The 16,326-nt window shown below is 60.7% G+C and carries 14 protein-coding genes and 3 pseudogenes; 4 read left to right on the top strand and 13 right to left on the bottom strand.

Going from position 1 to position 16,326, the window contains the following annotated elements:
- Positions 1–3: 3 nt before the first annotated feature.
- The 7 genes from B0E49_RS12155 to B0E49_RS12185 all read right to left on the bottom strand — a co-directional run bounded on the left by B0E49_RS12155 (position 4) and on the right by B0E49_RS12185 (position 6,380).
- Positions 4–879: an acetaldehyde dehydrogenase (acetylating) gene (locus B0E49_RS12155; RefSeq protein WP_077562452.1), complete on the bottom strand. Its 876-nt coding sequence runs from the start codon at positions 877–879 to the stop codon at positions 4–6.
- 95 nt (positions 880–974) lie between these two features.
- Complete coding sequence (locus tag B0E49_RS12160; protein WP_286137964.1) at positions 975–1,694, bottom strand: ABC transporter permease; 720 nt, start codon at positions 1,692–1,694, stop codon at positions 975–977.
- Between the two features lie 46 nt (positions 1,695–1,740).
- Positions 1,741–2,592: an ABC transporter ATP-binding protein gene (locus B0E49_RS12165; RefSeq protein WP_144264544.1), complete on the bottom strand. Its 852-nt coding sequence runs from the start codon at positions 2,590–2,592 to the stop codon at positions 1,741–1,743.
- Positions 2,589–3,599, bottom strand: a complete 1,011-nt coding sequence (locus B0E49_RS12170) for an ABC transporter substrate-binding protein (RefSeq protein WP_168175053.1) — start codon at positions 3,597–3,599, stop codon at positions 2,589–2,591. The genes B0E49_RS12165 and B0E49_RS12170 overlap by 4 nt, the downstream gene beginning before the upstream one ends.
- A gap of 78 nt (positions 3,600–3,677) precedes the next feature.
- Positions 3,678–4,145, bottom strand: a complete 468-nt coding sequence (locus B0E49_RS12175) for a nuclear transport factor 2 family protein (protein WP_077562455.1) — start codon at positions 4,143–4,145, stop codon at positions 3,678–3,680.
- Positions 4,146–5,363, bottom strand: coding sequence for an aromatic ring-hydroxylating oxygenase subunit alpha (locus tag B0E49_RS12180; protein WP_077562456.1), 1,218 nt, complete (start codon positions 5,361–5,363; stop codon positions 4,146–4,148).
- Positions 5,364–5,387: 24 nt separating this feature from the next.
- A complete protein-coding gene (locus B0E49_RS12185; protein WP_077562457.1) occupies positions 5,388–6,380 on the bottom strand; it encodes an IclR family transcriptional regulator in 993 nt (330 codons plus the stop codon).
- A gap of 277 nt (positions 6,381–6,657) precedes the next feature.
- Here B0E49_RS12185 and B0E49_RS12190 point away from each other — a divergent pair.
- Positions 6,658–6,837, top strand: a pseudogene (locus B0E49_RS12190) (hypothetical protein); the annotation flags it as partial.
- A 316-nt stretch (positions 6,838–7,153) separates the two neighbouring features.
- Here B0E49_RS12190 and B0E49_RS12195 read toward each other — a convergent pair.
- From B0E49_RS12195 to B0E49_RS12220, 6 genes are all read right to left on the bottom strand, one after another.
- The gene (locus B0E49_RS12195; protein WP_077562458.1) at positions 7,154–8,662 is read right to left on the bottom strand and encodes an aldehyde dehydrogenase family protein; all 1,509 of its coding nucleotides are present in this window, start codon (positions 8,660–8,662) and stop codon (positions 7,154–7,156) included.
- A 176-nt stretch (positions 8,663–8,838) separates the two neighbouring features.
- Entirely contained in the window at positions 8,839–10,080 is a 1,242-nt protein-coding gene (locus B0E49_RS12200; RefSeq protein ID WP_077562459.1) for a GAF domain-containing protein, read from the bottom strand.
- 198 nt (positions 10,081–10,278) lie between these two features.
- Positions 10,279–10,839 (bottom strand): flavin reductase family protein, encoded by a 561-nt coding sequence (locus B0E49_RS12205; RefSeq protein WP_077562460.1) that lies wholly within the window; start codon positions 10,837–10,839, stop codon positions 10,279–10,281.
- Between the two features lie 156 nt (positions 10,840–10,995).
- Entirely contained in the window at positions 10,996–12,228 is a 1,233-nt protein-coding gene (locus B0E49_RS12210) for an MFS transporter (RefSeq protein ID WP_077562461.1), read from the bottom strand.
- A gap of 67 nt (positions 12,229–12,295) precedes the next feature.
- Positions 12,296–12,901, bottom strand: coding sequence for a TetR/AcrR family transcriptional regulator (locus tag B0E49_RS12215; RefSeq protein ID WP_077562462.1), 606 nt, complete (start codon positions 12,899–12,901; stop codon positions 12,296–12,298).
- 60 nt (positions 12,902–12,961) lie between these two features.
- Positions 12,962–14,356, bottom strand: a complete 1,395-nt coding sequence (locus B0E49_RS12220; RefSeq protein WP_077562463.1) for an LLM class flavin-dependent oxidoreductase — start codon at positions 14,354–14,356, stop codon at positions 12,962–12,964.
- Positions 14,357–14,569: 213 nt separating this feature from the next.
- Here B0E49_RS12220 and B0E49_RS20620 point away from each other — a divergent pair.
- From B0E49_RS20620 to B0E49_RS20625, 3 genes and pseudogenes are all read left to right on the top strand, one after another.
- Positions 14,570–14,758, top strand: a pseudogene (locus tag B0E49_RS20620) (transposase); the annotation flags it as partial.
- Between the two features lie 62 nt (positions 14,759–14,820).
- A pseudogene (locus B0E49_RS12230) lies at positions 14,821–15,518 on the top strand (IS3 family transposase); the annotation flags it as partial.
- Between the two features lie 71 nt (positions 15,519–15,589).
- Positions 15,590–16,326: IS630 family transposase (locus B0E49_RS20625; protein WP_174571097.1), on the top strand; the 737-nt coding region annotated here is incomplete at its 3' end.

A 16,326-nucleotide genomic window follows, 5' to 3' on the forward strand; every position in this document is an offset into this window, starting at 1 on the left:
CTCCTAGTTCAGTGTCGCGCCGTAGCGCTCGGCCACGGCCACGGCGGCCGCGTTGATGATGTCCAGATTGCCCGCATAGGGCGGCAGGAAGTCGCCCGCCCCCTCGACCTCGACGCCGATCATGAAGTGATCGCCGCGTCGAAAGGGTTCAACGGTGAGGCGATAGCCGGGGACGTAGCGCTGAACCTGCTTCACCATGTCCAGCACGGAGTCCTTCACGGCCTGCTCGTCCACATCGTCGTCCACGATGGTGTAGATGGTGTTGCGCATGATGAGCGGCGGATCGGCCGGATTGATCACCACAAGGGCCTTGCCGCGCCCGGCCCCGCCGACCTCAGCCAGCGCCTTTTGCGTGGTGAGCGTGAATTCCTCTATATTTTCCCGTGTACCCGGCCCGACGCTCTTGCTCGCGACGGTCGCGACGATCTCGGCGTACTTCACCTTCGCCACGCGGCTCACGCCGTGCACCATGGGAATGGTTGCCTGCGCCGCGCAGGAGATCAGGTTCACGTTCATTGCGTCGAAAATGTCCTTCATGTTCACGCACGGCACAACGCTGGGGCCGACTTTGGCGGGCGTGAGATCGATCGCGAAGATCCCCGCTTCCTTGAAGCGCGGCGCATTTAACTTGTGGGCGCGTGCCGAGGTCGCTTCAAAGACAATGCGGATGTCGCCGCGCTCGAGAATTGCCTCGACCCCGTCGTTCGAAGTGGTGCAACCCAACTCGCGCGCGCGGGCCAGACCCTCAGACGCGGCATCGATGCCCGAGACCAGGCGCAGGTCGAACAGGGGATTGCGGCGGATCTTGTACATAAGGTCGGTGCCGATGTTTCCGGAGCCCAGAATGGCAACGGGAATGCGCTTGGGAGGTGTGGTCATCAAATCTCTCTTTCTATTCAGTGTTAGGTGCATGTCGGTTCGCGTCAGCTCGACAGGGCTCGCGGGCTGGTTCTTCAATGCGCTTTCTTTATCGACTACTGCCAGCGCAACAGATAAAACTCCAGCCGCGACATTCCGTAGTTGATAAGCGTCGCTACGATGGCCAGTACAAGCAGTAGACCCAGCACACCATTCATGTTGAACGTCGATGCGAGGTAGGAAATCTGCTGTCCCAGTCCGTGCTCGGAAGCAATGATTTCGGAGCCTATGACTCCCAGCAGGGCGTAGACCAGACCGAGCCGCAAACCGGAGAAGATCACCGGCACGGCGTTCGGCAAGGTCACCAGGGAAAAGGTCTGACGCGGGCGGGCACCCAGGGTGGACATCAGCGTGAGGTGATCCTGATTCACGCCGCGAATCCCGGCAATGGCACTCGACAGTACGATGAAGAAGGTGAGCGTGAACCCCATGGCGATCTTGGATGCCAGCCCAAGCCCGAACCACAGAATAAACAGCGGCACCAGGGCAATGCGCGGCATCGAGTTCAATGCCGATAGATAGGGGTCCGCGAATTTCTCGACGCGGGGATAGTTGATGAAGACCAGCGCCGCAAGAATTGCGGCAACGCTCCCAAGCAGGAACGCGGAAACCGTCCCGCCTAGTGACCACGCCATTTCCCACCATAGCTTTGTTCCGCGGAGAAAACCGTCAAACAGGAACATCACGATGCCGAGCGGGCTGCCGAAGAAGGTTTGATCGATCCAGCCTCGCGCCACGGCAAACTGCCACAGGCCGAGGAAAATCGACAAAAACACGAGGTGTGCGCCTACCATACCAAACGAAAACGTATGGGGTTTTGAATTATTTGGCATCGCTTGCTCTCCAATCGCCTTCCAGCTTTTCCCAAATGTGCGCGTAGATCTGGTGGAACTCGGCGCTCTTTTGAAGCTCTCGCACGGAGCGTGGCCGGGGGAGGGAAATGAGCGTATCGGAGACGATTCGCCCAGGACGCCCGCTCATCACGATGACTCGATCGGATACCGCGATCGCTTCACCAATGTCGTGCGTAATGAACACCACCGTGCGGCGCTCCGCCTGCCAGAGGTCAACTAACAGCTCCTCGAGCTGGAGCTTGGTCTGCGCATCCAGCGCCCCGAATGGCTCGTCCATCAACAGCACGCTGGAGTCCAGCGCAAAGGTGCGCGCGAGCGCGCAACGCTGGCGCATGCCGTGTGAGAGTTGTTTGGGATAGGCCTGCTCGAAGCCGGCAAGCCCCACCCGCGCAAGCAGCCTGGCGGCGCGCGCCTGGCATTCCTGCTTCGATATGCCCCGCACTTCCATCCCGAAGCTTGCGTTGCCGAGTGCATCACGCCATGGCAGCATGCAGTCGCGGGCCAGCATGTACGCCACATTGTGCGATCCGAGCCGGGGCGGATGCTGGAGCAGCTGGATATCCCCGGAATAGGGAACGTTGATCAATCCTGCGAGCAAATTCAGGACGGTCGTCTTGCCGCACCCGCTGGGACCCACGATCGACACGAACTGACCATGCGGGATGGACAGCGAGATCTTGTCGAGCACCGGGCGGCCCGGCTGAAACTCGAGTGTCAGGCCGTCGATAGTGATCGCGGCTGGCTCAGCGAGATTCGATGGCCGGGGGCTCAAGGGCTCGCTTCGTGCGCTCTTGCGCACGATGGTCGCAACGTTGCTCATCGCAGCACGAGCCCGGAAATGTCGAAAGGCTTATCGAGCTGGCCAGTACGAACCATATAGTCCATGGCAGCTTGTACTCCCTTCGGATCGATCTCGTAGTAAAGGTTCGGGAGCGTGTTACGCACCATGGCCGCGATCAGCGCATCGGCCTGAGGATGCTCCATCTTGAAGTGCTTCGCAGTAATGCGTAGCAACTCGTCGAAGTTGGAACTGGTGTGAATGAATGTTTCGGCGTCTTTGAGTGCGCTGCGCAGCGCCGCGATCACCTTGGGGTTCTTCTCCGCATACTCCGCGCGCACCACCATGGGTGCATACGCGCCGGCAAGAAGGGTCAACTCCTTCGGTCCCTCTCCCCGCGAGAGCCACACATCGACGCGGCAGGTCTTCAGCACTTCGCAGAATGCTCCCATGGGTTCGAAGCTGACGACGGCGTCGACCTGCTTGTTCACGAGCGCAGAGTAGGCTGTATCCGGCCCCCCGACCGCGACAATGGTCACATCGCTGTCCTTCATTCCGGCGGCGGCGAGCATGCTTTTCAAGGCATATTCAGGCCCGGCACCGCGCGTGGTCACACCAATTTTCTTGTTCTTGAAGTCATGCATCAGCGCCGGAAAGCCCTTTTTCTGGTTAGGGCCGGACACCTGATCGCCCACCGCGAACATATAGAGGCCGTTGCGCGAGATATTGCCAACGAAACGGATCGGCGTTCCCTTGGCGGCCAATTGCAAGGCCGCCTCCACGGCCGGAGTGGCGACGTCAAGACTGCTCGACAGCATGGCCTGCAACCCCACCACAGAAGATGGGATCGTCGTGAGCACACAATTGATTCCGTACTTGGTGCAATAGCCTCGCTCAGCAGCGACTATGGCCAGCAGGCTGACGACGCCAGGGTACTTCTGGATGCGCACCGTCTCGCCGCTAACGGGCGCGGTCTGCGCCATCACGACAGTGCTTGCCAGCGTTGCGAGGGTGAGCAGCGCGGTACGTAAAAATTTAAGTTTGATCATGTCTTCTCCAATGGGTCTCATGTCGATCGGGGATGGAAAGGCTGGAGCCATGTGCTGGCTTCTTATTGTTTTCTATCGTCACACGGGGATGTGCATGCCGGGCCCAAGCTCTCGTGTTTCGAGCTGCACTACCCGCTCGACGAGGCGCGGCGCATCACCGCTCACGTCAATCACATCGAAATACTGGCCGGCCGCGAAAAGCTTGGAATTCCCCTCGGGATCCGTGTGGATGAGCAGAAAGCTGGAGTGCGCTTTGGCCCGGCCGTCTTCTTGCCGGTCGACCGAATAGACGCTCACGTGCCGCTTGAAGCGCCCCTTCATGCGCACGTGCTGGGGCAGCATCCCGAACAGATCCTGCATGCCCTTGCGCCCGTGGTCCAGCCAGGTCATCTCCTTGCCGAGTTCCGGACTGTAGGCCTTGATGGTGTAGCGAAAACTCTCGCCACACTGGCGCAGAAAGCCCTTGAAGTCCTCGGCGTCGAGCTTGAGTGCCGAGGTGTAGATCAGGCGGTTGATCTCTTCGTTGCTTATGTTGATCGTTTCCATTTAAGCCACCTCCATGTGCGCTTCACGGCGCGCGGCCTTGTTGAGCGGGTTGGCGGCGCTGGTGCCCATGTACTTGCCCCAGACGCGGTAGTAGGCGCGCATGATTTCGTCATCCTGGGACATCAGGTCCTCGTGGCGCGCGATGATCCCGTAACGCGATGCGCCGTGGCGATTGGTTCGCTCGACGGCCTCGACGAAGACCACGTCTTCCGCCAGGTTGCGCCCGAACGGGCCCCAGAATTGGTTGTGGTGCTCCTGGCGCAAGGCGCGATCCTCCGCGGACTCACCCTTGACGCCCAGGCCGCGCTGCTCCAGGAGCGTGAGGCCGGGCGCAATCGGAATGCTGGTATCGAGACGGATGTTGGTCCCTCGCACGATGACGGTCGTGTTGGGGAAGATGTCGACGACACGAAACTCGCCGGGCGACAGTCCGGGCAACATCAGGTCCTGGCGTCCGTCCCAGCCCTTGTACTTGTCGTACTCGACCTTCAGCGGGTCGAGCGAGCCGTGCCCATTGGGATGGATCTTCCACTTGCGTTCGTGGTAGCCACCGGCCGCGACGCTGGTGGTCCGGTTCACCACATGGCCCCACTCGTGATACAGTTCCATGTTGGTCTCATGCCACTGCTTCCAGTTGGCCTTCATCAGCACGCGGTGGTAATGGAAAACCTCCATCGGATGCGTCCCCATGGGATCGATCAGATCGTCCAGGGCGTCGCCGGCGTAGCTGTCGAAGTCCTGCGCGTCGTCGTCGAGATTGATGAAGATCATCCCGAGCTTCTCGGCCGTTCGCACGCTGCGCAGCCCGCAATCGTCCTTGGTCAGCTTGCACTGCTTGTAGCCCTCCTCACGCGTGATCTCGATGCAACGGCCCTTGGTGTCGTAGGACCAGAGGTGGAAGAAGCAGGTGAAGTGCTTGGAGTTGCCACGCGGCTCCGTCACCAGTTGGGCGCCGCGGTGCGAGCAGGCATTGAGGAAGGCGCGCACGGTGCCATCGGGCCCGCGTACCACAACAACGGGAATGCCGGCATGTTCCAGCGTACGGAAGTCGCCGGGCAACGGGAGTTCGCTCTCGTGGCAGGCGAACTTCCAGGTGCGGGCGAAGATTTTCCCGCGCTCCTGGGCGAACACCTCGGGGTCCGTATAGATCCGTGAGTTGACGTAGTGGTCCTCGGGGAGTCGGGGCGGACCTGCCCACTGGGCGGCGTTGCGTGTCATAGGGTCTTCCTTAGGTGAGAGTCATCATGCAATGGCCAAGTTGGCCGGGTTTCGGCGGGCGGCGCCACGGACACTCCATTGCTTGAAGGTCTGCAGGGAGGGTGCGCTGTTCATCAGGAGCTTCGATGCAGCCTTCAACTGGTCGGCCAGCACCTCTTCGGCCTCGACCGGCACCGAGCCGCTGGGGGAAGTCAGCATCAAGCAGCCGAGCGGTTGCGATTCGGCTTGATGGATCAGGGGAACGCCGATGGCCAACAGCCCGTGGTTGTAGTCGTCGCGGGCCACCGCATAGCCCCGCATGCGAACCCGGCCGAACTCGCGCGACAGGGCCGACGGGTCGGTGATGGTTTTCGGCGTATAAGCCTCATAAGGGCCGGCGCCCAGCAGTTGCTCGCGCTCCGATTCGGGCATCCAGGCGAGCAAGAGCCTTCCGGAGGCGGATCCGTGCAGTGGACTCTTGAGCCAGCTTTCGTAGTACGGCGAGAGCGGATGGCCCCCCTGAACAAAGTCCACCACCATGCGCTCCTTGCCCACAAATAGCGCCAACGCGGTCGTATACCCAGTCTCCTTCTGCAGCGAATGGAGGGTCGAGCTCGCTTCGCGCCGCAATTGCGTGAGTGGATGAAACAGGGACAGTGGCGACAGCGCGCGCGGGCCAGGCAGGTAACGCTTTTGAACGTCGTCGCGAACGGCATAGCCGTTCTCCGTCAGGGTCTGCACGAGACGGTGCGCCGTGCTCGCATCGAGCCCGGTTTCTGCAGCAATGTCGGACAGCGAGAGGTAGCCATTGGCCTGTCGAAGCACATCGAGAACCTGCAGTCCGCGGGACAGGGAGCCGATCACCGCGGCACCATCGTCACGCTCGGGACGAGCCGATGCGCGTGCGCGACTTGCGACTGGTTTCTTCATGGTGATCGTGTTCATGGCTTTAGATTTCGAAGTATTCGTTTCAATAAATGGCGTAGTTGATTCATTGATATTAATCAAACATTCAATTAATTTCAATAAATATTTCATTAAACGGCATAAGTGTTTCTACCAATGTCATCAAAGATCGCAGATACGGAAGAAGCGGAGACCTCAGGGAGGGTCAAACTCGCTTCGGCGTTACGGTTTTTCAGAGTGTCAGCGGGCATCGAAGACACCTAGAACCGCACGGCATGCCGGTGCTTAATTGCGAGCAGGGCAACTTCTCTTCGTTCTACACGCGCGACAGCGACTCTCGCGTGGATTTCATAGGCTGGAGACTACGCCGCGGAGCAGGCACGCTTTTTCGGCACCAAGTGGGGCTTAGGCCGTCCTGGATCGTTGGTCGAACCGCCGCCAAGTCATTCCGCCGGAATTAATCGGCAAAATTGCGCCGACCAGGCTGGAGAGCATCAACTTGCGGGGTGTGTTTCGCTTCCCTGTTGACCGCTACGTCGATCAAATCCTACCCCCGCAGGGGGCGCCGATAACTGGCACCAATGGCTAAAACCGATCACGCCTTGACGCCACAAATATCGGATTTGAAAGTGAACGGGAAATCCAATGAAATCAACGATCTACGAATACCACCCCCACGCCAGTGCTCGCTTTGCGTATCGCCAGTTATTGCACTGAAAACGAGGGGACCCCAGCATGAGGCAAGCGAATCCCGCATAGGCCGTGTCGTAGTCCTCGCGGTGATCGAGCAAGAACTGCCTTGCCTGCTTGAACGCCCGAAGTCCGGCACCATTCGTGTTCTTCTCCATCCGAAGTCGAAAAACCTCCGCGGCGCCGTGTGCCGCGAAGGCGCTGGGAAACTGCGCTCAGACGGCGATGAACACGGACTTGGTCTCCAGGTAGGCGTCGAGGGCGGCGCGCCCCATGTCGCGGCCGACGCCCGACTGCTTGTAGCCGCCGAAAGGCATCGCGGGTTCGAGCGCGCTGTGGCAGTTGACCCAGACCGTGCCGGCCCTGATCTTGGGGATCAGCCGATGCACCTTGGACAGGTTGTTGGACCAGATGCTGGCGCCCAGACCATAGGGCGAATCGTTGGCCCAGGCCGCGACTTCCTCAATGGTATCGTAGGGCATGGCGGTCAGCACGGGGCCGAAGATTTCCTCCTGGACCACGCGCTTGCCGTGGTCGACGTTGACCATGACGGTCGGCCGCACGAAGTACCCCTCGCCCGGCTGCCGGCCGCCCCCGGCCACGACTTCGGCACCCTGCGAGCGCCCGATGTCGATGTAGCCGCACACGCGATCCATCTGCTCCTGAGACACCAGTGGCCCCATTTGCGCCGCCGCGTCAAAACCGTGGCCCAGCGTCATGCCGTCGGCGATCTTGCCGATCTCGCCGACCACGCGGTCAAACATCTTTTTCTGCACATACAGCCGCGAGCCGGCGCAGCACACCTGGCCCTGGTTGAAGAAGATGGCATTCGCCGCCCCGGCTGCGGCAACCTCGGGATCGCAGTCGTCGAGCACGATCACCGGCGACTTGCCGCCCAGTTCGAGCGTGAAGCGTGTCATGTTCTCCACCGACGCGTGCCCGATCAGCTTGCCGACCTCGGTGGAGCCGGTAAAGCTGATCTTGTCGACCCGCGGGTGACGGGCCAGCGGTGCGCCTGCGCCGGGGCCGTCGCCAGTCACGATGTTGACAACACCCGGCGGGAATCCGGCCTCGCCAATCAGCTCGCCCAGGTAAAGCGCCGTCAGCGGCGTCTGCTCGGCGGGCTTGAGCACCACCGTGCAGCCGGCGGCCAGCGCCGGACCCAACTTCCAGGTCGCCACCAGCAGCGGAAAGTTCCAAGGCACGATGGCCCCGACCACGCCCACGGCCTCGCGCCGCGTGTAAGTGACGAATTCGGCCTGCAGGGCGTAGGGTACCGACGCCTCGTGCGTGATGCCCTCGATCTTGGTGGCCCAGCCGGCCATGTAGCGCAAAAAGTCCACGGTGAGCGCCACGTCCACCGCACGCGCGATTCCGGCGGACTTGCCGTTGTCCACTGACTCGATCTCCGCCAGCGCCTGCGCATGCTCTTCCACCAGGTCGGCCAGCTTCAGTATCAGGCGCTGGCGCTCCACGGGACGCATCTTGGACCAGGGACCTGCGTCGAAGGCCTGGCGCGCGGCACGCACGGCGCGGTCAACGTCTTCGGCGCCAGCGGCGGCGATCCGCCCGATCACTTTTCCCGTGGCCGGGTTGCGGGTCACGAACGTGCCTTCGCCTGCAGCGGGCACCCATTGGCCATCGATCAGCAGTGCGTGCCTGTCACGCTTTAGGAAGGCCGCAGCCCTGTCCGAGAGAAAATGTTGGATGTCGGAGAGATTCATCTTTTGCCTTTGTTTCAGAAAATTTCCCGGACGCGATATGCGCCGGAGCAGCCGCATGCCAGCAGCAGCGAGGCAGTTTAGGAGTCACCCTCCAAGGCTTCGAGATGAGGACTTTCCCTTAGTGAAAAGTGTTCTCCTCCGAGACACTCGGCAAGGGTCAGGCCGTCCTCGCACGATCAGGCCTTGAGCTTGTTCAGATAGCGATAGATCAGGCCGCGCGACACGCCCAGCACCCGAGCGGCGCGCGCCACCTTGCCACCGCACGCCTGCAGCGCCCGCGCGATCTGTTCGGCCTGACTGTCCTGCAGGGTCGACGGTATTGGCAGAATGGGACTTTGCTGGGGACTGGCCTCGACCACAGACTCGCCAGGTGTTTCCGAGGGGCGCATGGCATCCCAGGACTCTTCGCTTACCGGTGGCGGCAGTACCGTATCTGCACGCTGAAACGGCTCCGCGGACCAGAGGACGCCCGCACGATCGCCCGTCCGGAGTTGAGCCTGTATCCAGACACGGAGTCCATTGGGCAGACACACGCATTGCGGCTGCCGCTTGCGAATCAGGCCCAGCAGAACCATCAGCGAATGGCCCAGCACGTCTTCGATGGATTGACCGACGGCGCCCCCAGTCAGCCGCACCGCCGTATCGTTCAGCCATTTCAGTTGTCCGTCCTCGTAGATAGCGGCAAATCCTGCCTGCGGCGTGCCCAGCAGTTGCGGATCCACCTGGAAGGCCAGCAGCAGCATGTCTTGCGACTGCCTGGCTATCAGGTTGTTTTCGATCATAGTTGCGTAGGTGCCGATCAAGGCAAAGGCATCAAAGCCAAAGGCACGCCTCTCGATGGAAATATCAAGCACCCCCGCCAATTGCCCATGGATGTCACGTATGGGCGCGGCTGCGCAATGCACCGCCCGGATCGCGTTATTGAAATGTTCGCCGCCATGCACAATGCAACCTTGGCCAGTCTGGACCACGATGCCCGGCGCATTGGTGCCAACGGTGTGCTCCGAGAGATCGACGCCGACGCGCGCGATGTCCTGCATGAGCAACTCTCCGTGGTCCTGCGCACGCCGGCTGGCATAGATGACCATGCCTTCGGGATTGGTCAGGATGACCTGGCACGGCGTGCCGGCAATGGTCGCTTCCAGCCGATCCAGTCCACTGGCCGAGGCTTCCCTCAACTGCTGGCTGAAGCGAAGCGCCGAACTAATGCGCAACTTGCTGACGGTTTCCACCGAAAGACGGTCCCTCGTGCGCTGGCCCGACCGCACGCAGCGGTACCAGGACTGGAGGACCGCTTCGCTGACCAGCCCCGAAGGCCGTTCCCCTTCGTCGAAGAAGAGCTCGCGTGCCAAGGCCAGGCGTTGCTCCGGCGTGGAAAAAAAGAGTTGCGAGGGCACTGTGAAGCGCGAATGAGCCATGTGCGTTTCCGGTGTGCGGATCTAGAGCGGTGAGACGGAGCGACTGTTAGGGCAACTCTAGCGCTTCCCCCGAATCTTCCCTCGCCTCGAGAAGCTCGGCGTGATGTTCGTTGATTTCATCAGCTTCGCGCTGATCGCCAACGGGCCTCGGTTGTGCAAGCGGACTCTATAACGCGACTCCTGGCTTTTCGCGGACCGTCAGCGGATGCCATCCGACGGCAAAGAATCTCGCCGGTCGAGGTATTGACCTTTGTGAAACATAAGCGGGTGGCCGCCTGCAATGTCGTAGGATTCGAGACGCCCGACGACGATCTGGTGATCGCCGCCCGGGAAGACGTCCTCGACCCGGCAGACTGCCGTCGCCACCGCATCCTGAAGCAGCGGGACTCGTTCATGACCTCGCAGGTAAGGGATGGAGTCGAACTTGTTGTCGCTCTTGCTGGCAAACACGCGCGAGACCGCTTGCTGGCCCTCGCTGAGGAAATTGATCCCGAACATCCGGTTTTCCATAATGGCGTTCAGAGTGTTGCTGGTGTTGCTCAGGCAGACCAGGTAGAGAGGTGGGTTCAACGACACGCTGGTCACAGCATTCAGGGTCAGCCCGTGGAGTCTGTCCGTGCCGTCATACGCCGTGACGACGGCTACTCCCGTGGGGAATTGGCCGGCAAATTGGCGCAGATTTGCAGGATCCAGGGGCTGAGTTGCCGCCTGCGGCTTCGGGGTATCGGTTCCGAGTGGGAGGGTGTTAGGGATACTCATCAAGATCTCCAGGTAGGCGCGATTCAGCGCGGTGTTGATGGAAATGGCACTTAAAAACTGAAATGACGATTCTTTAGTTTGGAAAAAAACAGTTGGCTAATGACACAATTATCAGAAAGAAGAGAAAAAACTACCCACGGCAAGCGGCGGAACTCTTCAGTACGGCCTGTTATGCCGCGACATTGCGGGCTTCATGAGGCGCCTGCTCGCGAGCAGGCCGATCAGCGGACCCGGCGCCAAGACGAGAAATAGGAAATCCGCGTTCACTGCCTGGCTCAAGTCGCTGATCAGCTGGATGCTGACGGCAGTGATGGCGAAGCCGATACAGTTCACCACCGTAAGGGCGCTGCCCACATACTCACGAGGGGCCGCATTCGCGATCAGCGTTGAAAACTGTGGCGAGTCGCCAGCTACAGTGACTCCCCAGAACAGCATGAAAGCGAAGAAGACAAGTGGCGATGCGTGAAACATGAGGGGAGACAGGAGGCAAGCTACGCCCGAGGCACCGAGCTGGGCACTGGCAACCCGGGCGCTACCGGCGCGGGACGCGATCAACCCGCCGGCAATGCACCCAATGGCACCGGCCGCAATGACGTAGAACGACCACAGCGACACGTTCAGGCCGTCGAGACCGAATCGATCGGCGTAGCGTCGAAGGATCGATGGAGTAAATGCCCACAGCGCGTACAACTCCCACATGTGACCAAAGTAACCCCATGCTGCTGCACGCAGATCCGGCGAAGCGAATATCCGGGGGATTGCGCGAACATCAAAAGATGATTTCGCGGGGAGGTATGGACCTGCTGGCACCATGAGGTAAATGGCGATGCCGCCAAGAACGGCAAATGCCGAGACGCTGGCCAGAACTGTTCCCCACTCGAAGGTTGTTCCCAGGCCGCGCAGCAGATGCGGGAATGCGGTACCCAGCACCAGTGCGCCGACCAAGTAGCCCAATGCGCGGCCCAATCCGCGCTCGCACCACGATGCCGCGATCTTCATGCCTACTGGGTAGATCCCGGCAAGGAAAAATCCGGTAAGGAGGCGCAGTAGTACAAGCGACCACAGGCCCTGGCCGACCAGAAGAATGGACAGGTTGCACAACGCCCCCAGGATTGAGCAGCACAGAAAGACGCTCGCCGCGGAGAAGCGGTCGGAGACCGCGAGGATCGCGAAGAAGAGAGTGCCCGCCACGAAACCGATCTGGACGGCCGAGGTGATCAGGCCGAGCGAAGCGGGCTGCAGGTTCCAGAGAGTTTGTAGATCGGTGAGGACCGCGTTACCCGCGAACCACAGTGATGTGGCGGCGAATTGCGCAAGCACGATCACCGGCAGAATCCGCCACGGCCTTGCGCGGGATGGCGCCGATGTGCGCGCAGTCACGGATGCCATGATGCGGATCCCGTCGCGAGGCGTGAGGTCTGCGGCGCGGACCTTGTCCCCGTAAATTCATTGGGAGCTAGTGATCCCTCAAGGCCATCTGTAGCATCTGCTCGACGTAACGCTTCACCATTGCATTGCTGCGCTTCATGAATTTGAGCTGGGTGAGCGCGTAGGCGCCGGCGACGATCAAGCGCGCGCTGTCCGAAGCTGAAATGGTTGCCGCGACAACCCCCTCCTTCTGGCCTTTTCGGATGGACCGCGCCACCGTCGAGATAATGTATTCTTGGAAATTCAGGAATGCGTCCCACAACCCGTATTCGTTGCGAAACATGGTGCTCCATTCCAGCCAGACGGTGGCGTAAGTGGGATCCATGTCGATCGAGTTGCCGAAGACCTGGAAGTGATCGCGAATGCTTTGCAAGCCGGGGTGACCGGAATCGTGACTCTCCCTCGCCATTGCTCTGTAGTGTCGATCGACCTCCTCGACAATCGATTTCAGCAGGGTCTCGCGATCCTGAAAATACAAAAAGGCGGTTGGGACGGACACGCCGGACGCGCGTGCTACATCCGCATGTACGACGCGCCCCAACCCCTTGGCTGCAGCCACCTTCACCGCTGCTCGAACCATTTGCGCCCGACGCTCTTCCGGTGGAAGCCGACGCTGTATCTTGCTGACTGTCATCCGCCCTCTTCATGTAGTTTGTCCTACACATGATAAGCGGTTCGTCAGATGCGAGATCATTCATGAATGAAGCGGCCCAAACTTCCACGGTGGCAGAGCCTGATATGCAGGGTGCGTCTTGCTTAGGCGCTGGTTGCCGGCGCCAAAGTAGCTCTCCCGCAACGTCGAACCTTCATAGCTTGTCCGCATCCGCCCGCGGCGCTGGAGTTCCGGCACAACCAGGTCCACGAAGTCAGAGAACCCGGTGGGTTGAGTCACGGCATGAATGTTGAAGCCATCCACATCGGCCTCGTCGATCCAGCGCTCCAGCTCGTCCGCCACTGCCTGGGGACTGCCCACGATCTTTGGAAAGATGCTGCCGATGGCCATGAAGTCGCTGATCGCCTCCAGTGTCCAATCGCGATCGGGGTCCACGTTGCTGAAGAAGCCGCGCAAACCCTGGATGGCCTTCCATTCGCAATCTTCAAGACGCGTTCCGGGTGGAAGGGCGGAAATGTCGATCCCCGCCCATCCACAGAACAGCGCAAGAACGCCTTCGGCGTTGGAGAAGCTTCGGAAGGTCTGTTCCTTCAATCGCGCCTCCTCGTCGGTCGGTGCGACGATCACTGCCACCCCCTGGATGATCTTGATGTCGCCCGGCGAACGTCCCGCTTGAACGACCGCTTCGCGCACCTTCTTCACATCCTTCGCCGCGGCCGCGATGTGGGGGTGAATGCAGAAGATGGCCTCGGCATGCCGTGCTGCGAACGCATTGCCGCGGCCGGACGCCCCGGCCTGATAAATGACCGGAGTCCGCTGAGGCGACGGCTCGCACATGTGCGGGCCAGGCACATTGAACCAGGCGCCTTCGTGATCGATCTTGTGTACGCGATCGGGGTCCGTGTAGATATCGCGAACGCGATCCCGAACAATCGCGTTGTCCTCCCAGGAGTGTTCCCAGAGCTTGTAGACGACCGACATGTATTCGTCGGCCCGATCGTAGCGCTGGTCATGGGTGAGCTCGTCCTTGAGGCCAAAATTGGCGAGTGCATCGGCCAAATAGGAAGTCACCACGTTCCAGCCGACCCGGCCTCCCGTCAGATGATCAAGCGTCGAGAACAGTTTGGCCGTGTGGTATGGCGGGAAATAGCTCGTGCTGAAAGTGCACGCAAATCCCAGATGCTGCGTCGCCGCAGCCATCGCCGAGATGATTAGCGTGGGGTCGCCGCCGGGAATCTGGACCGCCTGTTCGATCGCGGTCCTGGCGGAACCTTTGTACACGCTGTAGGTGCCGTGGACGTCGGCCAGAAACAGGCTGTCGAAGAGGCCTCGCTCAAGGGTACGTGCCAGTTCCGTCCAGTAGTGCACATTGCGATAACCATCCGTAGAGCGAGTCAACGGGTTCTTCCACTGCCCTTTGGAGTGGTGGTTGACGCAGCACTGGGTGAACGCGTTCAAATGCATCTGCTTTGCCATAGTGTTGTCTCCTCATTGGGTTGATATTTACTGACAAATAAATCAGCACTGATGACAATAATATCAATTAATTTTAAAAACACAAGGACATTTCAAAAAATCTTTGTAGGGGATAACGCGATGCTTAGGGAGACGCTGATTTATACGCGGCAAGGTCATAGCGACGAGGTGACCAAGCGTTGAGGGTCGAGCCCCTACGACGAGCGAGGAAAAATGAGCCAACGCAGTTTTGCTAGCGCCGAGTCTGCGATGAAGAAGAAGCGCGCGCGGCGCGAGAACTTTCTCGCCAAGATGGAACGCGTCGTGCCGTGGGCGTGCCTGATGGGCGTGATCGAACCTCTGTATCCCACGAACGGGCGAGTCGGGCGCCAGCCGATCGGCGTTGCCCGGGTGCTGCGCATGACATCGCCCCCGAAAAGTGGAGTTCTTGAACCTTGTTCAAAACGCGACCAAGGAGTCAAGAAATGTCAGGAAAGCAAGTGCGTGCGCAGTACACGCTGGAATACAAACTGGAGGCGGTTCGGCAGGTCAAGGCTGGACAGGCGATGTCGATTGTCGCCAAGGTGCTCGGTATACCCAAGGCCACCTTAGGCAATTGGGTGCGGCATGCGGCCAAAGGCGAACTCACCGGCGCAGGGGACACTACAGCCACCACTGTGACGCCCGAGCAAATGGAGCTTGCCCGCCTGCGGGCCGAGAACGCGCGCCTACGAATGGAGCGCGACATTGCAAAAAAGGCCGCGGCGTACTTCGCGCAGGACACGCTGCGAGGTACGCCTGGATTTACCAAATGAGAAAGGTTTATCCGGTCAGCCTGGCCTGCGAGGTGCTGGAGGTCAGTGCCAGTGGGTACTTCAGTTGGCAACGACGACGTGACTGAGTCCGCCCGGGCCCTGTTGGGCGCTACAGCGACGAAGCCCTGCTGGCCTACATGCGTGCCATTCATGCCGAGGTCAAGGGTGAGTATGGCTGGCCACGCATGCACAAGGAACTGCTGGCCCGCGGTATTCGGGTGGGCAAAGAACGCGTTCGCCGCCTGATGAGCCAGCATGGCATTCGTGCCAGAACGAAGCGCAAGTTCGTGGTAACCACCGACAGCCGGCACAACCTGCCCGTGGCGCCTGATCTGGTGCAGCGCCGCTTCAACCCCGAGGCACCCAACTAGTGTAGTGCGCGTGAAGTAATAAAACTTATGTGAGTCGGCATACTCCAATCGCTCAGGAGGTTGGAGCGATGCGGATTGCCAAGACGATTGAACTGGACGAGCACACCGAGCGGGAGCTTCGTGTGTTGGCCAAGGGCCGGCGAGTGCAGGCTCGGCTTCAGCAGAGAGCGGTCGTGGTCCTGATGGCCGCTGCGGGCCTGCAGAACAAGGACATCGCGGTCGAGGCGGGGCTCGATCGCCGGCAAGTGGCGCTGTGGCGTCAACGTTTTCTGGACGGCGGCATCGATGCGCTTCGCAAGGATGCTCCGCGCGCAGGTCGGCCCGCCACGGTCACGGCGCAGATGGAGTCGCGCATCGTGCATGCCACGTTGCATGAGAGACCAGTCAACGCCACCCACTGGAGCACCCGCACACTGGCCGAGCATCTTGGAACGGGTGCCACGACCATCCGCCGCGTTTGGCACAGCCATGGCCTCAAGCCGCACCTGAGCCGCGGCTTCAAGCTGTCGAGTGATCCCCGCTTCCAGGACAAGTTGCTGGACGTGGTGGGCCTGTACATGAACCCGCCCGAGCATGCGCTGGTGCTCAGTTGCGACGAGAAGAGTCAGATCCAGGCCTTGAACCGCACGCAGCCGGGACTGCCGATGAAGCGCGGGCGTGCCGGCACCGTCACCCACGACTACAAGCGCCACGGCACGACCACGTTGTTTGCAGCCCTCAACACGCTGGACGGCAGCGTGATCTCGATGTGCCAGCCGCGGCACCGCCACGGCGAGTGGCTCAAGTTCCTGCGGCTCATCGAGCG

It is taken from the genome of Polaromonas sp. C04, from assembly GCF_002002705.1.
GTDB lineage: Bacteria > Pseudomonadota > Gammaproteobacteria > Burkholderiales > Burkholderiaceae_C > Rhodoferax_A.